The sequence below is a fragment of the Peribacillus folii genome, assembly GCF_030271255.1.
Taxonomy (GTDB): Bacteria; Bacillota; Bacilli; order Bacillales; family DSM-1321; genus Peribacillus.
On record NZ_JASJOM010000006.1, the window covers coordinates 312,414 to 336,151 of the forward strand.

General features: G+C 42.1%; 24 protein-coding genes and 1 pseudogene. 8 read left to right on the forward strand and 17 right to left on the reverse strand.

The window, feature by feature from the left end; genetic code table 11:
* Positions 1 to 250: 250 nt before the first annotated feature.
* Together QNI08_RS12635 and QNI08_RS12640 are read right to left on the reverse strand one after the other, a co-directional pair.
* Positions 251 to 1,027, reverse strand: a complete 777-nt coding sequence (locus tag QNI08_RS12635; protein ID WP_285767774.1) for a carbon-nitrogen family hydrolase — start codon at positions 1,025 to 1,027, stop codon at positions 251 to 253.
* Positions 1,028 to 1,184: 157 nt separating this feature from the next.
* A complete protein-coding gene (locus tag QNI08_RS12640) occupies positions 1,185 to 1,856 on the reverse strand; it encodes a GntR family transcriptional regulator (RefSeq protein WP_285767775.1) in 672 nt (223 codons plus the stop codon).
* A 375-nt stretch (positions 1,857 to 2,231) separates the two neighbouring features.
* Here QNI08_RS12640 and chrB point away from each other — a divergent pair, with 375 nt between their 5' ends.
* Complete coding sequence (chrB, locus tag QNI08_RS12645; protein WP_285767776.1) at positions 2,232 to 2,819, forward strand: chromate efflux transporter ChrB; 588 nt, start codon at positions 2,232 to 2,234, stop codon at positions 2,817 to 2,819.
* Positions 2,816 to 3,370 carry a chromate efflux transporter ChrA gene (gene chrA / locus QNI08_RS12650; RefSeq protein ID WP_285767777.1) on the forward strand — a complete coding sequence of 185 codons (555 nt, stop codon included), beginning with the start codon at positions 2,816 to 2,818 and terminating at the stop codon, positions 3,368 to 3,370. Before chrB ends, chrA begins: the two co-directional genes overlap by 4 nt.
* A 140-nt stretch (positions 3,371 to 3,510) precedes the next feature.
* Here chrA and QNI08_RS12655 read toward each other — a convergent pair whose 3' ends face one another.
* The 4 genes from QNI08_RS12655 to QNI08_RS12670 form a co-directional block, all read right to left on the reverse strand.
* The gene (locus QNI08_RS12655; RefSeq protein ID WP_285767778.1) at positions 3,511 to 4,809 is read right to left on the reverse strand and encodes an arsenic transporter; all 1,299 of its coding nucleotides are present in this window, start codon (positions 4,807 to 4,809) and stop codon (positions 3,511 to 3,513) included.
* 105 nt (positions 4,810 to 4,914) lie between these two features.
* On the reverse strand, positions 4,915 to 5,643 hold the full coding sequence (locus QNI08_RS12660) for a hypothetical protein (protein ID WP_285767779.1): 729 nt from the start codon (positions 5,641 to 5,643) through the stop codon (positions 4,915 to 4,917).
* Complete coding sequence (locus tag QNI08_RS12665) at positions 5,636 to 6,364, reverse strand: hypothetical protein (protein WP_285767780.1); 729 nt, start codon at positions 6,362 to 6,364, stop codon at positions 5,636 to 5,638. The genes QNI08_RS12660 and QNI08_RS12665 overlap by 8 nt, the downstream gene beginning before the upstream one ends.
* 177 nt (positions 6,365 to 6,541) lie before the next feature.
* Positions 6,542 to 6,664, reverse strand: a complete 123-nt coding sequence (locus tag QNI08_RS12670; protein ID WP_285767781.1) for a hypothetical protein — start codon at positions 6,662 to 6,664, stop codon at positions 6,542 to 6,544.
* 273 nt (positions 6,665 to 6,937) lie between these two features.
* Here QNI08_RS12670 and QNI08_RS12675 point away from each other — a divergent pair, with 273 nt between their 5' ends.
* From QNI08_RS12675 to QNI08_RS12690, 4 genes are all read left to right on the forward strand, one after another.
* Complete coding sequence (locus tag QNI08_RS12675) at positions 6,938 to 8,311, forward strand: sensor histidine kinase (protein WP_483313775.1); 1,374 nt, start codon at positions 6,938 to 6,940, stop codon at positions 8,309 to 8,311.
* On the forward strand, positions 8,312 to 8,989 hold the full coding sequence (locus QNI08_RS12680) for a response regulator transcription factor (protein ID WP_285767783.1): 678 nt from the start codon (positions 8,312 to 8,314) through the stop codon (positions 8,987 to 8,989).
* On the forward strand, positions 8,974 to 9,537 hold the full coding sequence (locus QNI08_RS12685; RefSeq protein ID WP_285767784.1) for a TVP38/TMEM64 family protein: 564 nt from the start codon (positions 8,974 to 8,976) through the stop codon (positions 9,535 to 9,537). Before QNI08_RS12680 ends, QNI08_RS12685 begins: the two co-directional genes overlap by 16 nt.
* A 659-nt stretch (positions 9,538 to 10,196) precedes the next feature.
* Positions 10,197 to 10,985, forward strand: a complete 789-nt coding sequence (locus QNI08_RS12690; protein WP_285767785.1) for a SurA N-terminal domain-containing protein — start codon at positions 10,197 to 10,199, stop codon at positions 10,983 to 10,985.
* Positions 10,986 to 11,113: 128 nt separating this feature from the next.
* Here QNI08_RS12690 and QNI08_RS12695 read toward each other — a convergent pair whose 3' ends face one another.
* On the reverse strand, positions 11,114 to 12,298 hold the full coding sequence (locus QNI08_RS12695; protein WP_285767786.1) for an MFS transporter: 1,185 nt from the start codon (positions 12,296 to 12,298) through the stop codon (positions 11,114 to 11,116).
* A 788-nt stretch (positions 12,299 to 13,086) separates the two neighbouring features.
* Between QNI08_RS12695 and QNI08_RS12700 the strand changes: the two genes are divergently transcribed.
* The gene (locus QNI08_RS12700; protein ID WP_285767787.1) at positions 13,087 to 13,527 is read left to right on the forward strand and encodes a cell wall hydrolase; all 441 of its coding nucleotides are present in this window, start codon (positions 13,087 to 13,089) and stop codon (positions 13,525 to 13,527) included.
* 348 nt (positions 13,528 to 13,875) lie between these two features.
* Here the strand turns inward: QNI08_RS12700 and QNI08_RS12705 are convergent, their stop codons facing one another.
* The 8 genes and pseudogenes from QNI08_RS12705 to QNI08_RS12740 all read right to left on the reverse strand — a co-directional run bounded on the left by QNI08_RS12705 (position 13,876) and on the right by QNI08_RS12740 (position 20,558).
* Entirely contained in the window at positions 13,876 to 15,291 is a 1,416-nt protein-coding gene (locus QNI08_RS12705; protein WP_285767788.1) for a SpoVR family protein, read from the reverse strand.
* A 376-nt stretch (positions 15,292 to 15,667) separates the two neighbouring features.
* Positions 15,668 to 15,829 (reverse strand): annotated as a pseudogene (locus QNI08_RS12710) (zinc ribbon domain-containing protein); the annotation flags it as partial.
* Positions 15,799 to 15,942 carry a hypothetical protein gene (locus QNI08_RS12715; protein WP_285767789.1) on the reverse strand — a complete coding sequence of 48 codons (144 nt, stop codon included), beginning with the start codon at positions 15,940 to 15,942 and terminating at the stop codon, positions 15,799 to 15,801. The gene QNI08_RS12715 and the pseudogene QNI08_RS12710, both read right to left, overlap by 31 nt.
* Positions 15,927 to 17,090 (reverse strand): M20 peptidase aminoacylase family protein, encoded by a 1,164-nt coding sequence (locus QNI08_RS12720; protein ID WP_285767790.1) that lies wholly within the window; start codon positions 17,088 to 17,090, stop codon positions 15,927 to 15,929. The genes QNI08_RS12715 and QNI08_RS12720 overlap by 16 nt, the downstream gene beginning before the upstream one ends.
* A gap of 27 nt (positions 17,091 to 17,117) precedes the next feature.
* Positions 17,118 to 17,960 (reverse strand): MurR/RpiR family transcriptional regulator, encoded by an 843-nt coding sequence (locus QNI08_RS12725; protein WP_285767791.1) that lies wholly within the window; start codon positions 17,958 to 17,960, stop codon positions 17,118 to 17,120.
* Positions 17,961 to 18,140: 180 nt separating this feature from the next.
* Positions 18,141 to 19,022: a radical SAM/SPASM domain-containing protein gene (locus QNI08_RS12730; protein ID WP_285767792.1), complete on the reverse strand. Its 882-nt coding sequence runs from the start codon at positions 19,020 to 19,022 to the stop codon at positions 18,141 to 18,143.
* A 193-nt stretch (positions 19,023 to 19,215) separates the two neighbouring features.
* Entirely contained in the window at positions 19,216 to 19,539 is a 324-nt protein-coding gene (locus tag QNI08_RS12735) for a DUF3889 domain-containing protein (protein WP_285767793.1), read from the reverse strand.
* 20 nt (positions 19,540 to 19,559) lie between these two features.
* Entirely contained in the window at positions 19,560 to 20,558 is a 999-nt protein-coding gene (locus tag QNI08_RS12740; protein WP_285767794.1) for a M14 family zinc carboxypeptidase, read from the reverse strand.
* Positions 20,559 to 20,689: 131 nt separating this feature from the next.
* Between QNI08_RS12740 and QNI08_RS12745 the strand changes: the two genes are divergently transcribed.
* Positions 20,690 to 20,932, forward strand: a complete 243-nt coding sequence (locus QNI08_RS12745; protein WP_285767795.1) for a YhdB family protein — start codon at positions 20,690 to 20,692, stop codon at positions 20,930 to 20,932.
* 127 nt (positions 20,933 to 21,059) lie between these two features.
* Here the strand turns inward: QNI08_RS12745 and QNI08_RS12750 are convergent, their stop codons facing one another.
* Complete coding sequence (locus QNI08_RS12750) at positions 21,060 to 21,587, reverse strand: NADPH-dependent FMN reductase (RefSeq protein ID WP_285767796.1); 528 nt, start codon at positions 21,585 to 21,587, stop codon at positions 21,060 to 21,062.
* A 372-nt stretch (positions 21,588 to 21,959) separates the two neighbouring features.
* A complete protein-coding gene (locus tag QNI08_RS12755; protein WP_285767797.1) occupies positions 21,960 to 23,690 on the reverse strand; it encodes a phospho-sugar mutase in 1,731 nt (576 codons plus the stop codon).
* Between the last annotated feature and the right edge of the window lie 48 nt (positions 23,691 to 23,738).

Sequence of the window (23,738 nt, forward strand, 5' to 3'; positions counted from 1 at the left end):
AATTCTCCCCAAGGCAAAATTAAAAGGATTAAGCCCGGATAATAATACCGGACCTAATCCTTTTTAAGAACGTAGCCATACCATTTTTGATGAAAATGGTATTGGAAGCAGTTCTTTTTGTAATATGGGAGCCTATGTATCGACACCGCGGTCTCTGAAAAATTGCAGAATATTTCTGGTTGAAGCAGCAGCCTCACAGGTTTAATAATTTCAGCTCTGGTTTTACTTCCAATTTTTTTCGTAATTTCTCCTATCGCTCCATGACACGGTGCTTCAAATTAGGAAATACCTCTCGAATGTTAGCAATCTGAGATATGTCAATCTCTGTTTTTATGATCGTTTCTTCATCACCTCCCGCAGCCACAACAACTCCCCAAGGATCTACCACTTGGCTATGGCCGGCTAAAAGAACATCATTGGTATTTCCAACACAATTACTTGAAATCAAGAAGCACTGGTTTTCCAACGCCCGAACTGAATTGAATAATTTCCAATGCTCCAGTCTCCTATGCGGCCAAGCTGATGTGACCAGAAGCAGTTCCGCCCCTAAATCCACTTCTGCGCGATACAATTCAGGAAATCTCAAATCATAGCAAGTTGATAATCCCATTTTCCCGAATTCAGTATCGACAACAGTCGTTTCATTTCCTCTTGTCAATATTTGCCCCTCTTTAGAGCCATATTGGAATAAATGCATTTTTCGGTAGGTTCCTATTAGTGTTCCATCAGGAGCAAACAAGACGCTGGTGTTGTAGTATTTCCCATTATTTTTTTCTATGAAACTGCCTGCAAATATATATGAATTGACTTCTTTTGCCTTTGAGGAGAATTTCCGTACAAAATTCCCATCCATTTCTTCCGATTCCTCGATATATCGATTAAAAGAAAAGTACCCCGTTGCCCACGTTTCTGGCAAAACTATTAAATCTTGTCCTTTTAAGCCATCAATCATTGACTCGACCCGATTCATGCGATCATTTTTTGATTCATTATCCTTAATCTCCAATTGTATTGATGCGATTTTCATTTCTCCAACATCCTTTGCTTTATATTAGTTCCTTCACCAGTGGGAGTTGAATGGCTGCTCTATAAACTTATTTACCCTTGACCTGAGAACAATTATAAATGCACAATGAGCTAATTGTTATATCCCCCTCTATCACACTCAAGCATTTGATGGCAAATCAGGAATGATCAACAATGATCAATGTTTCTTTTGTTTTCGATAAGTGGTTTAAAACCGCTCGTGAAGCCAGTTCGGAATTTTTCTCCTCTAATGCCTTGATAATCTGATGGTGTTCCTTTAAAACATTTGTCATTCTTCCATTCTTGCTTACTGCTTTTAACCCCATGAGCTGCGTAAGGTTGTGGAGATTGTTCAAGACCTGCTCCATTATTGTGAACTTCGCCAGTCTTGTCAGCGATAGATGAAACTCAAGATCTAGCTTGATGAAATGCATGGCATCATCATTTTGCCATGCATCTTCCTGCTGCTTCAGGATTAATTTAAGTGGATTCAGCTGAATGGGTGAGGTAATTTCTCTAGTAAGTTTTTTCACCGAATCAAGTTCAATGGCACTTCTTAGCAAAAAGATTTCGTCCTGTTCTCCGGGTGTAATCTTCCTAACCGTTAGGCCCTTCCTTGGAATGGAAACGAGCAATCCTTCCTTCACCAAATCTTGAATGGCCGCCCTTACAGGCGTTCTTGAAGTAGTCAGCCTTTCCGCTAATTGAACTTCAGTAACTATTTCATCACTGGTTATACCGCCAAATAAAATTGCTTTTTTGATTTGTTGATAAACTTTATCCTGTGTTGTTCTTTCCCTTTCGATCGGTTTTAATTGAATCCCTGCCATATTAATCCGTCCTTTTGAAAAGTGTTTACAATTGGAGTCAGCATGACCATACCTAGGTTATGTATACATAATACATAACACACTAAACAGAGGTCAAATACATATTTTCATTTTTCTGAATCTTACCCCTTTTTCCTTAAGGAGGTTAATGGACTGTGTCCGCTTGTTAGCTTATAAAGCATTCTCTCTCACCCTACTTGACTTAATGTTTCACGATATGGACATTATGGTTCTGGCAATTCCATTACTTTTCCCCTACGACGACTTATATATATTCATATTTATCAATATTTCTTGTACTATACGAAAGGGGTTTTTGTTATCATTAGTTCATATTATTGGAAAACAAGGCTAAGTTCTTAAGGAGGAAACGCTTTGAAAAGTCCTTATTCTGAATTAACGGTTGGAATGTTGCGGACGGGGATATTAGGTTTTGGCGGCGGACCATCTGTCATCCCGCTCATCCGTCACGAAGCCGTTTCCCGATATCAATGGCTCGATGATGAGGAATTTGGTGACACGCTAGCGATTGCCAATACGCTCCCGGGACCGATCGCCACCAAGATGGCAGCATACCTTGGTTATCAAGTAAGGGGGTGGCCGGGAGCCTTATTGAGTGTGGCCGCCCACGTTTTGCCCTCATGCCTTGCAATGGTTTTCTTGATTGGATTCATTAATGTATTAAGCAATTCAGCAATCGTCGGCAATATGATTGCTGCTGTCATGCCAGTTGTCGCCGTCATGCTTGGACAAATGGCTTATGAGTTTGGCGAAAAGGCGATAAAAGGTTTAGGAACGGTGCTCGGCATCACCTTTTTTGCCATTTCCTTTATATTGCTCCAGACTGTATCCCTCCACCCAGGAATCGTGATCATGATTTTCCTTTTATATGGTGCATTCCACTTTAAATTAAAAGAAAAACTGAAAAACAAAAGGGCAGAAAGGAAGGAGGGGTCAGCATGATGGGCTTCATCATCCCAATTGGGGCTGCTGTTTTTCTTGCGTTCTTCATTGCCAATCTGCTTGGTTATGGAGGAGGGCCCGCCTCCATCCCATTAATGTATGATCAAATCGTAAACCGTTACGGCTGGCTCGATAATGCCGAATTCTCACAAATGCTCGCACTGGGAAATTCTCTTCCAGGCCCAATTGCCACAAAAATTGCCGCTTATGTCGGATATGATGTGTATGGCTGGCCAGGTTTTATAGCTGCCTTGGCCGGCACCATCATCCCTTCAGCTGTAGCCTTGATTTTTTTATTGAAAATCCTTCGCAAATTCAAGCATTCACCGATCGTAAAAGGAATGTCTTTGCTGGTACAGCCCGTAATCGCGATCATGATGTTATTGCTTACCTGGAGCATGGCCGCAGATGCCGTCGGTTCGATCGGTTACATCCATTCGATCATCATCGCCGCCTTGGCCTTCTTGGCTTTGGGTAAATTCAAAATACATCCCGCATTCGTAATCATCCTTGCATTTGCCTACGGCGGCCTGATCATTCCCAACTTATAATATAAAAAACCCCAACATCAAGTGGGGTTTTTCTACATTATGACCTCGATAACAACTGCATGCCTTGAAACCATCATTGTCTTCAGTAAACCTATAAAGGAAACTTATATGTCCTTTTCAATTTTCCGTCCGTCGTGTTTTTAATGTATGATCCGGAGCCAAAAATAAAGCCCGATCAATGTAATCAATAATGTAGGAACGGTCAGGATGAACCCGACCTTGAAATAGTACCCCCAGGTGATCTTGATACCTTTCCCCTTCAATACATGCAGCCAAAGCAGCGTGGCCAAGGACCCTATCGGTGTGATTTTCGGTCCTAAATCAGAGCCGATCACATTCGCATAAATCAGAGCCTCTTTAATCGGCACGGTTGTTTGTACCTCGGCAATCGCCAAGGCATCAATCATGACCGTTGGAAGATTGTTCATGAAGGAAGAAAGAACCGCTGCAATGAACCCCATGATGATCGCAGCCGCAAATAATCCCTGATCCGCCGTCGCCTGAATGACATCAGCCAACAAGCTGGTCAAGCCGACATTTTTCAATCCGTACACGACTACATACATCCCAATCGAAAAGAAAACGATATCCCACGGTGCCCCTTTCATTACATGTTTCACATCCACTATAGGACTTTTCCTTGCCAGTACTATCAGGAAAAGCGCAATTGCGCCTGCAATGAAGGATACAGGAATGCCGATGAATTCACTAACGAAATATCCAAAAAGCAAAATCGCAAGGATCAGCCATGAAATCTTGAACAGTTTTGGGTCGTTGACCGCTTCTGCAGGCTTCTTTACATGCTCTGCAACATATGTAATAGGGATCTGCTGCTTAAAAAATAAGTACAGGACCAAGATGCTTGCACCTAAACTGATTAAGGTAGGAATGATCATCCTGCTGGCATATTCGCCAAAACCAATCCCAAAAAAATCTGCCGAAACAATATTCACTAAATTGCTTATCACCAAGGGCAAGGAAGTCGTATCTGCGATAAATCCACTTGCCATTATGAACGGCAGCACCAATTTGTCTTCAAAGTTCAATGCGCGGACCATCGCAAGCACGATTGGGGTCAGGATCAGGGCCGCTCCGTCATTGGCAAAAAACGCTGCGGTTATTGCTCCCAATACCAATACCAAAACAAATAAACGGACACCCCGGCCGTCAGCAAGACGGGCCATATGGAGCGCTGCCCATTCAAAGAAACCCACTTCGTCCAATATCAACGAAATGATGATCAAAGCGACAAATGTCAATGTCGCATTCCAGACGATTTGCGTCACATCACTTACATCCTGAAAAGAAACCACATTGAATAACAATGCGATGATTGCCCCGCCGCAGGCACTCCATCCTATTCCAAGACCCTTGGGCTGCCAAATGACCAATACCAACGTGACAAGAAAAATGATGATCGCCAATACAATTGAATTCATGATATACGCACCACTCGCAACTCCTTCTACAAAACTATCTCTTAACTATATAAGAATAATAGTTTCGACACAATCCGTACGCTTCAACGCTCCAGAGGTTTGCTTTCAATACTTCCCTTCCAGTTCATTCTCATGCACCTGGATAACAGCCTCGACAAATTCATCTCCTGTGGAATAGCTATTACCGGTAAAGGAGATGTGAGGAAATGTTTCTTTCCCCTTGGCATCATGAAAACTGGCGACCACCTGAAGCCCACCTTCCAGTCCCAAAAATTCATTCTGTCCATCGCTTGACTGTATTTCCCCATATTGTTTTATAAGCTCCTGCCAATGATCAGGAAACGATTCGGCTCCGTACATTTTGCCTTCAAGCGGAATGCGGTGCATCATTCCCATTCTTGGTTGATAGGTCGCCAATTCCCCTGACACCATGAAATCCCTTTCCTTCTTTACAAAAATGCTGATTTCACCAACTTCATCTTTAGGATTTAAATTCCACATGATTACTGCTTCTTCCCCTCCATTCCAAACCATAGGCTGACCGCCTCCACTTACGGAAGCTGCAATCCATTCATTATTCTTCCATACCCAAAAGCTCATTCCATATCCATCATCTTCACTAATAAAAGGGACAAATACATGCCTATCATCCAAAAAGATTCGGTCTTGAATGATCTTTGGCCGAATCTCGGAAAAAAATGAGGTAATCCGTTCGATGACTTGCTCATCCGAAGGGAAAGGGTCAGGGTCTTTTGGAAAATTAATAAAAGAAAGAATTCCTATAATCAATAATACCGGAGCCAATAAAATGAACTTTTTTGTTTTTCTACCCATTATCCGCAACACCACCGTTAAAAATCGATTCCTTAAGCCTGAAGTAAACCTGACGCCCTTTATTAGGTGTAATCAGTACTCCCTTTCCATCTTCTTCAATGAAGATGATGACCTTAAGTCCGCCTCCCTTCGCAGGAACCGTTCCGGCCAACACATAGGGAAATTTCTCCTTGTGCCCGTCCGCTTCAAGAATTCGGTAATACCAAGATTCACTATCAAGCCTTTTTTGAGTCATCGTATCCAGCATTTTTTCAAGCTTTGCTTGATTTAAGGTTAATTCTTTCGCGTTCGGGTGGGTCGCTATCAATGTTGCCTTTTTAACATTCATCATGTATGTAGACGGTACATCCTTCGGATACATGATTCCATCAAGAGGTATGGCTAAAAGTAAAAACGCGAAAAAAATGAGATTCGCTAAAAATCCGAACCAGGCAAATCGGCGGAATTGCTGCCACCTGGCAAGGTTCCCTCGCATTCCCAAAAACAATGAGAGGAGGGCCACACCGATTGGAAATATTGGTATGCTGATGTCCTTACCCGCTAGATTAATAGTGAAATGAAAAGCAAACGACCCAATAATTGTGGCGACAAAAGCCTTCCAAATCTTAGGTGAATCCGTTTTTTTCCTATAAATACTGACAAACACTATCCCAATCAGTATGTAACCGGACGCCGTAACAATTAAAGATGGTGCATGACTATATTTCTCAAAATTAAGCATACCTACTGAAATTCTCCTTTACCGAACTTTCGCTTTCAAACTAATGTATCGGAATACCTACACAATACCATATTTATCCTTAGTTGTAAGTGAAAATAGGCTGCTCCCCCTCATCGAGAATGGAAAAGCGGGGTTAACAGCCTGCTTAAGGCGGGACAAGCGTCCATACTCTATTCCTCAATCCTTTGCTTGAAAGGTCTTGGCAATCGTTTTGTATTCTTCCTCGTTGATAATGCCGATTTTTTTGAATAAAGCCGAATACGCCATTATTTTTTTTTGGGTACGGTTTGTACAATTCATACAATTCAGCTCCTTTTTTACATTATATTCACTGGTGACAAAATGTTTCCTTCATGCAACAAATTTTGTAACGACAAAATATGGAAACCTATCATTCCTTCCCTTTTACTCTCGAACCGGATTATGGCAGATTAAGCTGCTATAAAAATATCGCAGTCCTGCTTGTTTCCTAGCTTCTTTCAGATTATGTTTAGTAAATGGAAGGAATGTGGCGAACCTACATAATTCCTGCATATTTTTCAGCTATAATGACTTTAATAGAAGGTGAATAACTTGAAAATTTCATTGAAGCTAGGACTCTATATATTTTTAAGCATTTTGCTACTGGAAACGGTTTCGATGCTTTACTTGCATAATCACGTCATCCAATCCCGTATCAATCAAGAATTGGAATCATTAAAATCGCGGGGCAACAGTCATCGTGATGTATTGGAGCTGTCATATTCCAAGGGAACCCTTGAGCATATCGGCCTGATGGAATCCCATACAGATACAGATGTCGTGATAACGAACTCAACAGGCGATATTCTGGAGACTTCGGAAATGGTAAATGCAGCGATGAAAGCAATCTTACGTAAGAATCTCCCTCAAATTTCACGGAACGGCTTGATTATCCAATCAACCTGGAAGAATGAACCATATATCGCTACTGTAACACCCTTCAACAGTAAAAATGAACAGGAAGGCTATGTTTATATGTTCAAAAATACAGGTGATGTAGAAGAATTAATCGACCAGTTGAATAAGCACTTCCTTTTTGCGACAGTATTGCTTCTTTTCTTCATGCTGATCATCATCTATTTCTTATCAAAAGCCCTGACCAGACCACTAATCGCCATGAAAGAGGCGACCACTAAATTAAGCGAAGGGAACTTCTCGGTAATTGTACCGATTCGATCACATGATGAACTTGGCGAACTTGCCCAATCAATACAAAGCTTGGCTAATGAATTGAATTATTTAAAAAAGGAACGAAATGAATTCTTGGCGAGCATTTCCCATGAATTGCGCACTCCTCTCACTTATATTAAAGGCTATGCTGATATTGCCCGTAGAAAAGACCTGGATTCTTCTTCTGAAATAACGTCATATTTGGAAATCATCCATGATGAATCACAACGGTTAAACAGATTATTGGATGAACTGTTCAATATGGCTAAAATGGATTTGCATACCTATACCATTTCAAAACAAACCATCCGTCTTTCTTCATACCTGCAATCGATTCGTGAAAAGGTGCTGCCAGCCTTTACGAATAAAAAGATGCAGTTGCAGCTCGATTGCGAGGAAGATCTAATCATCAATTTGGATCCCGCAAGGTTCGAGCAAATCATGCTTAACCTGCTGGATAATGCCTTGAAATACTCGAATGAAAATACCGTCTCTGCCATCAAAGCAAAAAGATTGCCTGATAGTATCTCCATTTCCATCATTGATCAAGGGATGGGTATCCCAGATGAAGACATCCCGCATATCTTTGACCGTTTATACCGTGTCGAGAAATCACGCGCACGAGATACCGGCGGATTCGGTTTGGGACTCTCCATCGTCAAACAATTAGTGGAGATTCAAGGAGGAGCCATTTCAGTTACAAGCACCTTGGGCCAAGGCACGTGCTTCACGATCAAATTCAAAGGAGATAATTAAATGAAGACTGCAGTTCTGGTAGATGATGAAAAAAGGATGATGGATCTGATAGAGTTGTATCTTGCTCCTCACGGCTATACATGCATAAAGAAGGACTCCGCACATGAAGCACTACTGTTCTTGAAGCATAACCACGCTGACATCGTCATTCTTGATGTAATGATGCCTGAAATGGATGGATGGGAAGCCTGTAAACGGATTCGGTCCTTTTCTGCCATTCCGATCATCATGCTCACCGCACGGGATGCAGCGGAGGAAATGGTGAAAGGGTTAAAAAATGGTGCCGATGACTATATAACGAAGCCTTTTAATGGAGATGTTCTATTGGCCAGAATCGAAGCTGTGTCGCGACGGGTGCAAAATCGCGAAATCGACGGCGTGTTCTTTAAAGGATTACAATTAAATGAATCCGCTTATGAAGTGCATTATCAATCCAAGGCCATTTCATTTACGCCGAAAGAATTTTCCTTGCTATGCTTGTTTTTAAAATCACCTGCTCAAGTGTATTCCAGAAATCACCTGCTTTCAGCCATCTGGGGTTTCGGCTCGGACACGGAAGATCGGACGATCGATTCCCACATTCGAAATATTAGGGAGAAACTGCGCCATGCCGGTTTTCCGGTGGATATGCATTTGAAAACGGTTTGGGGCGTCGGATATAAATGGAGTTCGTCTTGATCTACATGCATTTCATTTCCGAGGCAATAGCATCAAGCGGTCACTTGTCCATTGTTGTCAGTATAGTCTTGAACATTCTGATTAGCGTGCTTGGTTTTATACCCAGCGTTTTCATCACTGCAGCCAATATCACAGTGTTTGGATTCCAAGGGGGCTTGATCGTTTCTTATTTAGGGGAGACCATAGGAGCGGCAGTGAGCTTTTTATTATATCGGAAAGGCATTCAAGCAATTCAACCAAAATTCATGAAAAACCGTTGGATCATGAGGCTGCAAAACTCACAAGGATCCCCTGCCTTTGGGATGATCCTCTTGCTTAGGCTCCTTCCTTTCATTCCTTCGGGCGTGATTAACCTTGCTGCAGCATTGAGTAAGACGAGCCTCCTGATTTTCTTCATCGCCACATCGATTGGAAAGCTGCCCGCCCTCCTGCTTGAAGCCTACTCGGTGAAACAAGCATTGAATGCTTCAGATGAAGCGAAAATAATTTTGGTGCTGCTGCTTTTCATTTTCGCAGCCCTCTATTACGTTAAAAGAAAAAAACAATAAAACAATCAAGGGCATCATGTCAGCCACGGGAAAGAACTATCCTCCCTGGGCAAATTGAGTGAGGACCAACCGAGAAAATTCCGGCATCATTCTTTTCCCTTCATCACGTCCTTCAATCGCGAAAGGTCCTGTCCGCGATTATTTAATCCTTTACATGCTGCGAATGGCTTCGCGGCTTTTACCTTTTTAATGAAACGGTCCTGTAATGACTCTACCATTGCAGGATCGAAGTAGTCGATCGAGTTAACACCGACTTAAAAAACAGGCTTAGAATCCGATGATAATCTCCCTTGCATTACTGTCGCCTGTTCATATGATCAATATAAGATTGATGTGGCTTCCACTTCCATTTCCACTGTCTGTGATCGGAACCCTATATATCAATCGATATATATTCAGCCATCAAGCAATACCCGCTCATGGACCTCCTATCATCATTGACTGCTTGCTACATCTTTTCTAGCTCCAATCACCTGCCCAGGATGAAGGGTAAATCGTTTCAGTTCTTGGAAAGGAGCACCTATATCTTCGGGAAAGGACTCTACTATATTCCTGTTTTCTGGAAAAAAAGAATGATTTTATTGTGTTTTAAAGGGCAAATCCTATATAATGCGCATTAGATGATTTTTTTTAGCACTGAATATGAAAGGAGAATGAACATGAAAAAACTATTGTACCCCATCGTGATCGGATTATTGGCTGTTGCCCTGACGGCCTGTGGCTCGAACGATGAAGCGGATAAAAAAAGTGACGAGAAAGATACTAAAACGACCGAGGAACAGAAAAGCAAGGAAACGGCTAAAGCAACTGAGGAACAACAAAAAAAGATGGAAGAAATGCAAAAGAAATTAGACAAGCAAAAAGTCGATGAAAAGAAAACGGTAGCCATCGTCAATGACGAAAAAATCACTGGGGCAGAATATAATACCGTGTTATCGTCAACTCAAATGCAAATGCAGCAATTTGGACAAGATCCAACCACCAAAGAAGGTGCCAAGCAAATTAAAGAACAAACGATCAATTCATTAGTGGGGCAAACATTATTGCTGCAAGCTGCTGATAAAAAAGGCTACACAGCCTCCAAGGCTGAAATCAAAAAGCAACTTGCCAAAATCAAAGAGCAATATGGCAGCGAGGAAAAATTCCAGGAAGCGATGAAGCAAGCAGGCCTGAATACAGAAACGCTGAACACACAGATCGCCGAGAATATACCCTATACGAAGTACGTAGAAAATGAGATTAAAGTAGAAGAACCAACGGATGAAGAAATCCAGAAATATTACGACCAGATGGCAGAGCAATCAAAAGCAAGCGGCCAAAAGGTAAATAAATTGGAAGAAATGAAGCCGCAAATCAAGGAACAATTAGAACAGCAAAAGAAACAGGAGAAGCTTGTGAAACATGTGGAAGAACTTCAGAAAAATGCTAAGGTAGATATCAAAATCTAACCAAGTACATCAGGATTATAAAAGAGGTTTCGGAGGGTACCCCCTTCCGAAACCTCTTTGTTTTTTTAAAAAATTTGCCGGTAAACGGATACCTGCTTATAATGGCAGCTCCACATTTTTCGAGTTTTTCATGTCATTTTCGAGAAGAGAGCTTCCTTATCTTTCCTCCCATGTAGTACATGGTAGAGAGGAATGCCCAACATGATTAGCCCTGCCAGCGATAAATACATCCCTCTATATCCGATTAAAGGTACAAGACAGCCTAATATGAAGGGACCAAATCCAATCCCCAATTCAAGAAAAACGAGATATGTCGATGTGGCCAATCCAATTCTTTCCCTAGGGGTCACTTTGATGGCAAGAGACTGCGTACAAGATTGAAAGTTCCCATATCCTAATCCGACAAATGCCGATGCCACCAAAAAGACGAAACTTGTTTGCGCCTGACTAATTAGGAACATGCCAATCGCAAATAATACCAAGCCAGGATAGGCTACACTATTGCCGCCTTTCAAATCAACCAGTTTTCCTGTAAATGGTCTTGAAACCAAAATAGCGAGTGCATAGACAAGAAAGTAAAAACTGCCCGCCTCCACTAAATCGATTTCGGCAGTATAAACGGTGATGAATGAAAGGATACTTGAATAACCAAGAGCTATCACCAATATCGAGAGTGAGATCGGCAACGCCTTAGGTTCAATGAAACTGGAAAATGCAAATCGGCTTTTCGCTGACGTCATGATCTCCTTTGCTGGAGGATTCACAAGAACGGAAATGATCAAGCTTATCACTCCCACCGCTAATGAAAAGAAGAAGATACTCGTGTAGTTCATATATTCTATCAGGGCGACACCAATCAAAGGACCGATTGCCGCGGCCAATACTGCACTTAAACTGAAATAACCGATTCCCTCTCCATATTTATTGGCCGGGATGACCTTTCCTACGATTGTTCCAGTTGCTGTAGTGGCCATTCCCACACCGATTCCCTGTAAAAAGCGAATGACCATGATGGCTACTATATTGGTAGGCAGAAAGTAAAAAAAGGTCATGATGATATTAATGGCAATCCCCATCACCAGCATTTTTTTATTCCCTATACTTTCTATTTGCCGCCCTGCAAATAACCGACTCATTAGAGCGCCAATGATGAAGATACTGGCCGCCAATCCTGCAGTACTGACGGAAACATCATATTTTTCAATTGCATAAGGGGCCATCGTTACCAACAGTAAATACATCGATAGCATTAATCCAAAATTAACCATCGATATGGAAATAAAATCTTTCGTCCATACTCCTTCTTTTTTCATGATACACATCCTTTGGCTGGCCTATTCTCGACACATGGCTATAATCCTGACTCACAACTGCAAAATCTTTCTTATGGCCGTCTATTCCAGCAGAGTTAATTGATAACAATTTTCATTATCAATTGGTAAAGGCTAAATGTCAATATCCTATACCTTAAACAAAGGTTGACAAGGTCATGATTTAAGAGGCATTCATGTCTCCGATGTTAATCATTTACTGAGAAATGGGTTTGAGGGCTTCATGGAGCGCGAAAATAGGGTGCAAAGGGACATACTCGCACTTTTCGTTCATGATATCCGTTACAGGATACTAAGAAAAATTGAATACTCGAATTCAACGATTTTTCACACAAGTTGTCCAGTGCCAATCCAATTTATTCATGAATGGCTGAACGCGAAGTTATGAAAAGACCGCAGAGTTGTAAGCCATCTTTTCCGGTATCACCCAGGAAAAGTAACAAATCCTTGAGAATGGTGCCGATTGAAGGTTTTGTTTCGTGCAATTCCACGTCAAGAAAGCCGACCATATGGAATCAAGTGCTCAATGGGATATCACTATCGAATCATTAACGGCCTCTCCTGCTCCAAATTGTCTCCAAGCCCAATATCCCAGTTGGAGACCATAACTCCAAGCATGATGAAGGCCTCCGGAATTGGAAAGGACATGATGGTTCCAGATAGAAAAAAAAGCATGTCATAGCTTGCAGCTAACTAAAAAGTTGCTAGTCCTCTTAAATCATAAACATGAATGCAGGTTTTTTTTCATACTATATTTTTGGGGTGAAAAAATGCCAAGAGTAAGTTACCGAAGTTCGGACGTTGACTTGATGGCAAGAATGATGAGAGCAGAAGCTGAAGGTGAAGGATTACAAGGAATGTTATATGTGGGCAATGTGATTGTTAATCGTGTGAAAGCAAGTTGTTTAGACTTTAAAGATTTAAGGACAATTCCACAAGTCATTTTTCATGTCCAAGGAGGAAATTATTCTTTTGAAGCTGTTCAAAAAGGAAATGTTTTTTATCAAAGAGCGAGATCTGCTGAAAAAAGATTAGCAAAACAGAATTTGGATTATTGGAGACAGCACCCAGGGAAATATGCGCTTTGGTATTTCAATCCCTACGCCCCATGCCCTCCAACTTGGTACGACCAACCTTTTGCCGGTCAATTTAAAAATCATTGTTTTTATGAACCAAAGCCAGGGACATGTGAAAGTGTTTATACTGGTTAGACTTTCTGGAAGCCATCATTGATTTCTAAGATATTTTTATTTTATGAGGCGTAATGCCTGCCGATTTAACTCTGATAAAGGTAGCAGGAGTCCCTCATAAGTGCTTCAAGCTTTGATTCATAGCACCTAAACCGCCCCGTAACGGTTACGGGGCGGTTTTACGGTTCATTTTATTAACACTAAATGAGGCTTCTAAAAAGGTGAGCGGGTTGATTTAAGAGGTTCTACATGGAGCACAATGATTCTAGTCATTTCCATCCACAAATGGAAAGACCTGAGTCCGATATACCGAACTCAGGTTTACGAAGCTGCTTACATTATATGTCCAATTCATTGGGTAAAATGCCTTTATAAATATTTCCGATGAATCCCTTTTCCATCATAAGAAAACAGGACCTCTTTCCCCTCCATCACTGATTCCAAATGTACGGAGCGCCCCCAAAGCTGATGGATATACGGCATGACCTTCTCCAGGTATTTCAGGTCCAGCTCAATATCCTCGAACCAATGCTTCAAATATAGCTCGCCATTGCGCATGTAGTCGCCATCATTAACGGTAATATAAGGAAACCCACCATTCACCCTCATGCTGACGAGCTGATCGCGGACTTGTTCCCATGCCTTATCGACAATCTTATAATCTTTGCCCTGCTTTTGGAATAAATACATATCTTCCCGCATGACCAGGTCCTTCGTCAAATAATTGCGGAGAAAGGAAATATCCGATTCGATTTCCCTGACCTCGAACATCTTTTCCCGGCCAGATCCCGGCTTGACACCCAGTCTGATCATTTCCTCGGTTGGATTATCATAACGTTCCTCGATATCCTCCAGCACCTTCAATCCTAAATAATAAGGGTTGATGCTGGTGCGTGATGGCTGAACGACGCCGGCATTCAATTTTGCAAACTCGATCGCTTCCCCTGAGGATAAATCCAATTCGCGGATAATGCGTTGATGCCAGTAGGAGGCCCAGCCTTCGTTCATGATTTTCGTTTCGAGCTGAGGCCAGAAATACAGCATCTCTTCCCGGATCATCGTCATGATATCACGCTGCCAATCGGCTAGGTCCCTGCTGTACTGTTCAATGAAAAGCATAATATCCTTTTCAGGCCGCGGCGGGAATTTTTTTCTTTTTTTCATGCTCGATTTATTCGGTTTATCCTTACTGTCCAGGTTCCATAAGTCATCATATTGAGTCGCTATCGGTTTTATCTCCTCTTCCTCTTCCTCATCTTCCATCGACCAAGCCAGCTTCGGCCTCATCAACGAAGGGTCGATGTGCTCTTCAATGGCCAAAAGTGCATCAAGGAACGTCTCCACTTCCTTCTTACCGTGCAGGATTTCATACTCCCGGATTCGTTCTGCAGTGGCTGACATGCTTTCCACCATATCCCTCTTCGTATTATTGAAGCGTATATTATTCTTGAAGAAATCACAATGCGCCAATACGTGGGCAACAATCAATTTATTCTGTACAAGTGAATTGGAGTCCAGCAGGAAAGCGTAACAAGGATCAGAATTGATGACAAGTTCATAGATTTTGCTTAACCCAAAATCATACTGCAATTTCATCTTATGAAATTGTTTTCCAAAGCTCCAGTGCGAAAAACGTGTAGGCATCCCATAGGCACCAAATGTATAAATGATTTCCGACGGACAAATCTCATAACGCATCGGGTAAAAATCCAAGCCGAAACCAGTTGCAATTTCTGTTATCTCACTAATGGCATATTCCAGAGCCTTTTGCTCCGTTCCATTCATCCGATATCCCCCTTGTCTTCCGCCTTTACACTAATGTATGAAAAAAAGGAGGAAAAATGCCGTGATCATGTGTAAAGGTACATGATAATCTTCCTTTAATAAATATCAAGCTCTGCATTGCTGCAAAGATATCCTATTGCCGGCATTTCACCATTTCGCGATTCCTGTGCTCCCTGGCCTTTTTTTCGTCCTTGGACGAATCCAGGCGATGATAAGCGCAGCCATGATGACAAACCCTACATACCCTTTGAGACTCCCACGGCTAAAGCGCTTACGGTGTATTGAAAGACTAAGCGTTCGCAGTCCATTTCTGTTTTGAACAGCCTTCAAGATAAGGGCAGCTCATTGCCCCTACTAAGACCATGCATCTAGCATCTTAGTCTGAATGATTATTACCATCAATCACAAGTGCATATCGAATGTTAGCACCGACAAAATCACGATGCTTTTTGAATCCACATTTACATGTGTATGTTCTGTTTTCTGCCTTGTTCTTTTTATCACACTTCAGGCATGCTTGACTTGTATGTCCGCGGTAATGGTCTGATGGGTAGGGATGCTATCCATCCCCCATACAAGGGTTCCAAGCCGCTGCACCGCTTCAAGATCTTCTGGCGAAGATAACGATTTAATGGTTAATTCCTCTGACATGCCAAGGCCCCCTTCTCCCCATATTTTTCAAAAGTGATCATGATGGCTTTCGTCAGGATTTCAATACCCGATAACAAAGCATCCTTGTTGAAGGTCATGTCAGGATGATGGAGCCCCGGTGCTAAACCGCACCCCAAACCAAGCATTGTCGCTTTGATTTGCGGCTTTTTAAGTGTATAAAAATGAAAATCTTCCCCTCCGGTCGTTATGACTGGGACAACCAGATTTTCTTTTCCGAGTGTATCGGCTATCGCTCCGGCCATTATTTCCTGTGCCTGCTCGTTCACGATGGCTGCAGCAACATTCGATGACGGCAGCAGATTTATGCCCACATCGTTGGCAATCGCCAAGGACTCTGCAATTTTCCCCACTTTTTTGGTGAGCATTTTCATGGTTTCATTATCCTGTGCCCGTAAATCCAAGGAGAAAGTGGCTTTTCCAGGAATGATATTGGAGCTCTCGCCGCCAGCAGCAAACTGGGTCATTTTCACTGAATATGGAATGGATGGATTGAGGTGAATGCCATTTAACAATGTGACGAAAGCCGCTCCTATTTCAATCGCATTTTGCCCTTGATGCGGTCTTGCCCCATGGGCATCCGTGCCGACTATTTCGCCTTTCATGAACTGGGCGGCGCCATGGAAGATGGCTGGTGCAGCCTTCCCATCCTTCACTTCCTCCACCGGCCTCAAATGCACGCCATAAAGGAAATCGACATCTTCCATTACATTCTCTGCGATCATCTTCAAAGCACCCGTCCCTTTTTCCTCAGCTGGCTGAAAAATGAATCTCAGTTTTCCTGCCGGCCTATACTCCAGCTCCTTTAAAACAAGGAACACTCCAAGTGCCAAGGTCATATGTCCGTCATGACCACAGGAATGATTAGCTTGAAAAGTTCCACCCACCTCCTGCCAAAGAGCATCGATATCCGCGCGCAGCCCGACCGTGAAAGCACCGGCGCCGATTTCACCAATAACTCCTGTGCAGCTTTCGAAGGTTTGTGCATTACAGAGGTTTTCTCTTAAGATATTGGAAATGAAGGCTGTCGTATTCACTTCATTCCAGCTCGTTTCAGGATGGGCATGCAGATGATCGAATATCTCGAAGATGCGCGGCCTTAATGCTTGGATCGTTTGTTTAATATCCATATCTTTTCCCCCTCAGCGGTTTAAACGTCAAAAGAAATAGTCATCTTGATTGAATGCATCATACATGGCTTTCCTTTCTTTGAAACGCTGTTCATCTTTAACCGATACACCAGCTACCAAACTATTCAATACAGAGAATAAAACAGGCGCCGTATCGATGGTGGACATCCTCGGTGTTGAAATCGGCAATAAAATGTCCGTGAACTCGGCAATGGGTGCCAGCTCGGAATCAGTCAAGCCGATTACAAAAGCACCGGCCCGTTTAGCCATCTCCGTTATTTTCACGGTCTCTTTTACGTATCGGTGGAACGAAATGGCCACAAAAACGGAATTTCCACTCATTTTACTCAGCTGTAAAAATAAATCATCCATATCCGGTCTATATAAATCGACTTCCTCCCGCACAAGCCTAAGCGTAAACGTTAACCAATGTGCTGCCGAGTATGATAAGCGATGTCCAGCTATCAATATATTTTCAGCTTCGGCCAACCTATCGACCGTTTTGGAGAAATGATCATCGGATAGTTGTTGGATTGTTTTTTTGATGCCGCGTATATCTTGGCCCATCACTTGAGCCATAAAGTTGGGCTGAATGGCAGCTTCCAGTTTGGAAGTATGGTATTCCTGCAAGCTGCTGTTTTCGTATATTAATTGATTACGGATACGTTTTTGAAGTTCCGCAAATCCACTTAAACCCAATGAATAGCAAAAACGGATGATCGTGGTTTCACTGACGCCAATTTCCTCTCCAAGCTTTTGGGCTGATGTGACAGCAAATGTATGTGATTGCACTAACAAATATTTTGCTACTTTTTTTTGTCCAGTTGATAAACCCGGGAACACTTCCTTAACTTTTTGCTGTAAATCCATATAACATCCCTTTCTAACCACGGTATGAATTGCATACTTTTTTATATGAAATATGAAGCTAAGGCTTCATCCAGCGATAAAAAAATTTTATCATGGCTTCTTTATGAAAACAACAATATTCAGAATTATCATTCAAAAACAAATTAACCCACGAAGCTTAGCTACGTGGGTTACTTTGTTTTATTTTTTATGACGCTTCGCATAACCGCAGCGTTTACACAATTCTTCAACTGCGCATCTCCTTGAAAACCCATCATACATATTTCTGGCACGTTCACCATTCAGGATGTCTTCAAGTGACGTTTCAAAAATATTGCCAAGGGGGATTTTCCCTTCACTATCCAAGCAACAAGGCACAACCGTTCCATCCACCAGAATTCCCAATTGATCTCTTAACGCATAGCAGAATATATTCTCGTCAATAATGTCACGGTCCAATTCCGGCCATTCAAATTTTTCGGCCATGTTCAGGTAAACCCGATCCTTCAACTTGATGTTGTTTTTTTGCTGAAGTGCTTCACTTAGTCGGATATCCAAGGAGAGCTTTTCCTCCAACATGCTAAGGATATCATCGTTCAACCCATTACTCGCCTCTAATTCATCGGTATCCATATTCCATAAGCGGATGGCACAAATCACTTCGCTCGTCGCATTTGCTTCATTGATGAAGTCGGCAATATTGCTGACATATGTGTCCAAACTATTTGTTGTATCATTCGCTTCAAAGCTATGAAGGGATATATTGATTTGACGGAGGGCTTTTTTCGAAAGGAGCTTTTCCTTGACCTTTTGAATCAGCGTGCCATTCGTTGTGATGTTCACCTTCAGATCATTGTCTGCACTTATATCGAGGAAGGTGCCCAAATTTTTATTCAAAAATGGTTCCCCCATAAGATGAAAGTAAATATGATCGGTGTGTGGTTTAATTTTCTCAATGACATGCGAAAATCCTTCTGGATCCATAAACTTAAGGGTCCTTTGCAAACTGGAGCTGGGACAGAAATTGCATTTCAAGTTACATATATTGGTTATTTCTACATAAACTTTCTTAAACTTCCACATGTTATTGATACTCCTAAAATCAAACTGTATTGTTTCAATCCATACTAACTATACTGGTTTGCAGCTCATAAAAGCAATCAAAAATTCATGGAAGCTGCATCTGGATGATAATATGACTTTAAAGCAAAAAAAAACATCTTCTGAAGACGAAGATGTTCGGCATGGATCATGTCTTTCTTTTCGTAGGCTGAACTCACTTTCCTTTTTGCTCCGTGACCTTTAAACTAAGCAATTTTTTGTTCCGCAAATCATGTTGCACGGTCACGATGACATTGAATTCCACTCCTTTGGAAGCTACCAAAAAATTGAAATTATCTTCGACAAAATTCTTCGCTACTGTATTTCTGCCCTTATATTCATAATCCGTAACTTCATTTTCGGGATAATCCGCTTGGACGACAGCAATCGCTATCTTTCCGTATTTTTCATAATCGGGTTTTTCGCCTGCCTCGGCTGAAAGTACTCCTGCCTGTAAAAATAAAAAAATTCCCATTACAATCATGATGATTTTCTTCAAACCTGTTTCCTCCTCATTGGTTACTCTTTAGTATTATTATGTAATATTTTTAAATTGTTATGCAGCAGCCCTGCTTCTTTTACAAGCATGATGCCGACGTTACGGTTCCTTTCCCACTCTTCGGGAAAAACAGACATGGGTGGATGGGTTTCATCCACTAAATAACTAAGCTCGATTGTCATTCCGGGACGGTTGAATTCAGTGATGAACCAATCGGTAAATCCGCTCCCTACCGCATTTTTTTCAGGAAAGGTCAATTCATACCCGGTCAGTTCCGCGGTTTTTTTTGCAATTCCATAATCCCTCGCCATATTGTCGCGTTTATTTTGATAATGCCAAAAGATTTCCCTTCCCGAGGTATGGTAGGAAACCGCGATAAGCGGATCAATTTCCTTGGTGAACGTCACTAGCGCTTTCACCTCAGCAGCTTGGATGGGCTGTTTCCCTTTATAAAATTGATAACTTGGTTTCTTCTCATGGCTCATGACTTCTTTCCACCCTGCCGGATATTGCCTATTCAAATCAATACCCTTAGCATTAGCCTTCCATCGCGACCAATTCATGCTGTACCTATTCATTTTCCAGATGGATGTTTTTTCAAGCATATTCAGGCTTGATAAGTCTCCTTGCTGGATGCTGACCCCATCCGGATTCAGCATCGGGATAAACCAGATGCTGACTTGATTCAATAATTCCGAAGGGTACCCTCCGATAGGCTTTCCTGCACGATATGCGGCTGCATAGTCCGCAAGCATGGCCATTAGAATTTTGGAGCTTAGCCATTCGCGGCCATGATGTGATCCAACAAGCAAAATCGCCTTTTTCCCAGTTCCTAACTTGACTGCCTTGATATGCTTCCCTTTTTCCGTTTGACCGATTGTTTGCACGTCCAAACCATATTGATCCTGAATGCTCCTCAGGTCCAATTCCATCCGTTCGGGAGAATATACTGCTTCTGCCAGTGTTGTCTCCGGACAAATATTCACGGCCAATATGATGATCAGCATTATTTTTCTCATATAATCACCTTTGTTTTTATTCAGGTAAAAAGCAACAACAGCGGTCCATATACATCGCCACTTATTGTTAGGAGATGTTAATCGCGAACTGAACAAAATACAAATAGCTCCTTAATAAGGGGGAGAACTACATGAGGATCGCGGATTATGATCAAGCATTGTTTCACACACATCGTTCTGATTGGGACAGCTTGTTAATATTGATGGTACGAACGAAAGACCACATTCTTTCGAAAAAAATCGAACATTTTTTACATGCTTACAGGTTTGAGCATGATTATCAAATCGTTCAATCCCAGCTGTATGCACTGCTTCGCTATTTGGATCATGCAGCAGAAAAAACAAATGCTTTTATAAGTGAACTTCCTGGCTGAATCACCCATAGTGTTTGCAAAACGGTAAAATATATACAAGAAGATGGATTTTAAGGGAAAAACTTTGGCTGGTGAAACCCATAAAACAAGGAAGGGTCAGGTATATAAATACCTGACCCTCATCTCATTATTTTTTCATTGCCGCATAAGCAGTTGCATACATTTTAAGTTCTTCAAGCAGACCCTCAACAAGTGCGGATGATTCTTCAAATAAACCATCTTTTTCATAATCGAAGCAATGCGGATCAAGAACCAGTTGTTTCGGAATTACATTGGCGTAAAGGCTGCGCCCTACAGTCCTAACCGAATTCAGTGCGTTAATTCCGCCTTTCCCCCCACCGGAAACGGCCAGTAATGCCACTGGTTTATGAGCAAATTGCTCACTGCTCAGAAAATCCAAAGCATTTTTCAAAGCACCACTCATCGAACCATGATACTCAGGAGTAGCAAGGATCACCCCATCCGCTTCCTCAATGCTTTTACGAAGACCTTGAATCACTTCCAGTTGATATTGCTCACCTTCACCGGAATACAAAGGAATTTCACTATTGCTTAAATCAATAAGTTCTGCTCCATAGTTCTTGGATATGTAACGCGATGCAATCCCTGTACGCCCTTGCTTACGTGGTGAACCATTAATGATTACTAACTTCATGAATATATACCCTCCATTTATACGGCTCGCTCTAAGTTAGATGATAATCGATCGACTCCCATCACTCGCCAATCCAGTATATCAAAATCGGAGCGGAATTACTTTGAAATTAAATTTTAGGCTTCTAAATATTTTTCTGCATCTTCTCTCCCTTACTGACAAAATTTCTTCAATAAGATTGGGTTGCTTTCGCACTCAAAATGGTAGTGGAGAATTAATTAACAGAAGTGCCTGAAGGGATATGAACCGGTCTATGTATACTCCAACTCGACGGATGCTTTACATACCCACAAAAAAACTGTAGACAAACTCCGGAGTTCTTGAGTTTGTCTACAGTCTGTGTAGCCATACAAATTATTACATTTCCCTCCCTTAAACCAATGCTTCAATCTGGTCCATAAAATTCGTCATCACTGCTGATAACTTGGATTCAGCTTCCGGCATCGTTTTACCCTGCACGCCAAAATAAAATTTTATTTTCGGTTCGGTGCCTGAAGGACGTAGGCATACCCATGTTCCATCTTCCAGGAAATACTTCAATACATTGGATTTTGGAAGCTCAATCGATTCTTCGGCATGTGAAGGCAATGTGAGCTTTTTACTGCTCTGATAATCTTCCATTGTGATTACCTTGCTGCCGGCAATTTGAACTGGAGGGTTCTGCCTGAATTGGTTCAATATTCCTGAAATTTGCTTTGCGCCTTCAATTCCCTTCAGCGTCAAAGACCGCAATCCCTCAAGGTAGAAGCCATATTTTTCGAACACGTTCGATAGCCCCTCATAAAGAGTCAGCCCCTGTTTTTTGTAATAAGCACAAACCTCTACAGCAAGCACCGCCGCTTGGATGGCATCTTTATCACGGGCAAAGTCTTTAACCAAATAACCGTACGACTCTTCATACCCGAACAAAAAGCTATATTCCCCGTTTTCATTATATTGCCGGATTTTCTCGGCGATGAATTTAAAACCTGTAAGGACATCAACCGTTTCTAGGCCGTAGGTTTTAGCTATTGCCCTCCCTATTTCTGAGGTGACGATCGTTTTTAAGACAACTCCGTTTGACGGAATCTCTCCTTTTTCTTTTTTTTGGGTAAGTAAATAATCAAGGAAAAGGGCGCCCGTTTGATTTCCCGTCAGGACAACATATTCGCCTGATTCATTTTTCACGGCAATTCCCAATCGGTCTGCATCGGGGTCAGTTGCAATTAGTATGTCTGCCTCGACCTTGTTCCCGAGTTGGATTGCCATTTCGAACGCTGCTGGTTCCTCGGGATTTGGTGACTTGACTGTCGAAAAATCCGGATCTGGCAGCTCCTGCTCCTTAACAATATGTAAATTTTGGTATCCCAGGCTTTGAAGTGCCCTCCTGACGGATTTATTTGCCGTTCCATGAAGCGGCGTAAAAACGATGGACACATCAATTTCCTCTGCCAGCTCAGCATTCTCGGGAACTGTCAGCAACTCGCGATTGTAGGCTGCATCCAAATCCTCTCCGATCATTTCAATGAGACCCTTCTCTTTTAAGGATTCAACTTCTTCAACCTGAATATCAAGCTCACTTTCAATGCCATTCACATAGCCGATCACTTGATCTGCAGCCTCTGGCGTCAGTTGTGCACCATCTTGGCCATAAACCTTGTATCCGTTATATTCAGGCGGGTTGTGGCTCGCCGTGATGACAATCCCAGCAAAGGCATTCAGCTCGCGTACAGCAAAAGATAATTCGGGGGTCGGGCGCAGTTCATCGAATAAATAAGCCTTTACTCCAAACGTCCCTAAAGTTTTGGCTGCTTCAAGCGCAAATTCGGGAGACTTGTGCCTTGAATCATAAGCGATCACAGCTCCCCTCACTTTTGCATCTTCCCCAAACGAAGTGATGAATTGAGCCAGCCCTGCCGTTGCCTTCCTTACCGTATAAAGATTCATTCGGTTCGTACCTGCTCCGATTTCGCCGCGCATGCCGCCCGTGCCGAACTCTAAGTTCTTATAAAAGGCATCCTCCAGCTTTGCTTCATTCCACTGCATTTCCTCAAGGAGGACACGCAATTCCCCATTTAAGTTCTGATACCCTGCCCATTTGGTGTATAACGCTTTCCAGTCCATCTACAACCTCTCCTCCCAAACCCCTTTTTATGGTCTATGTATTTGGCT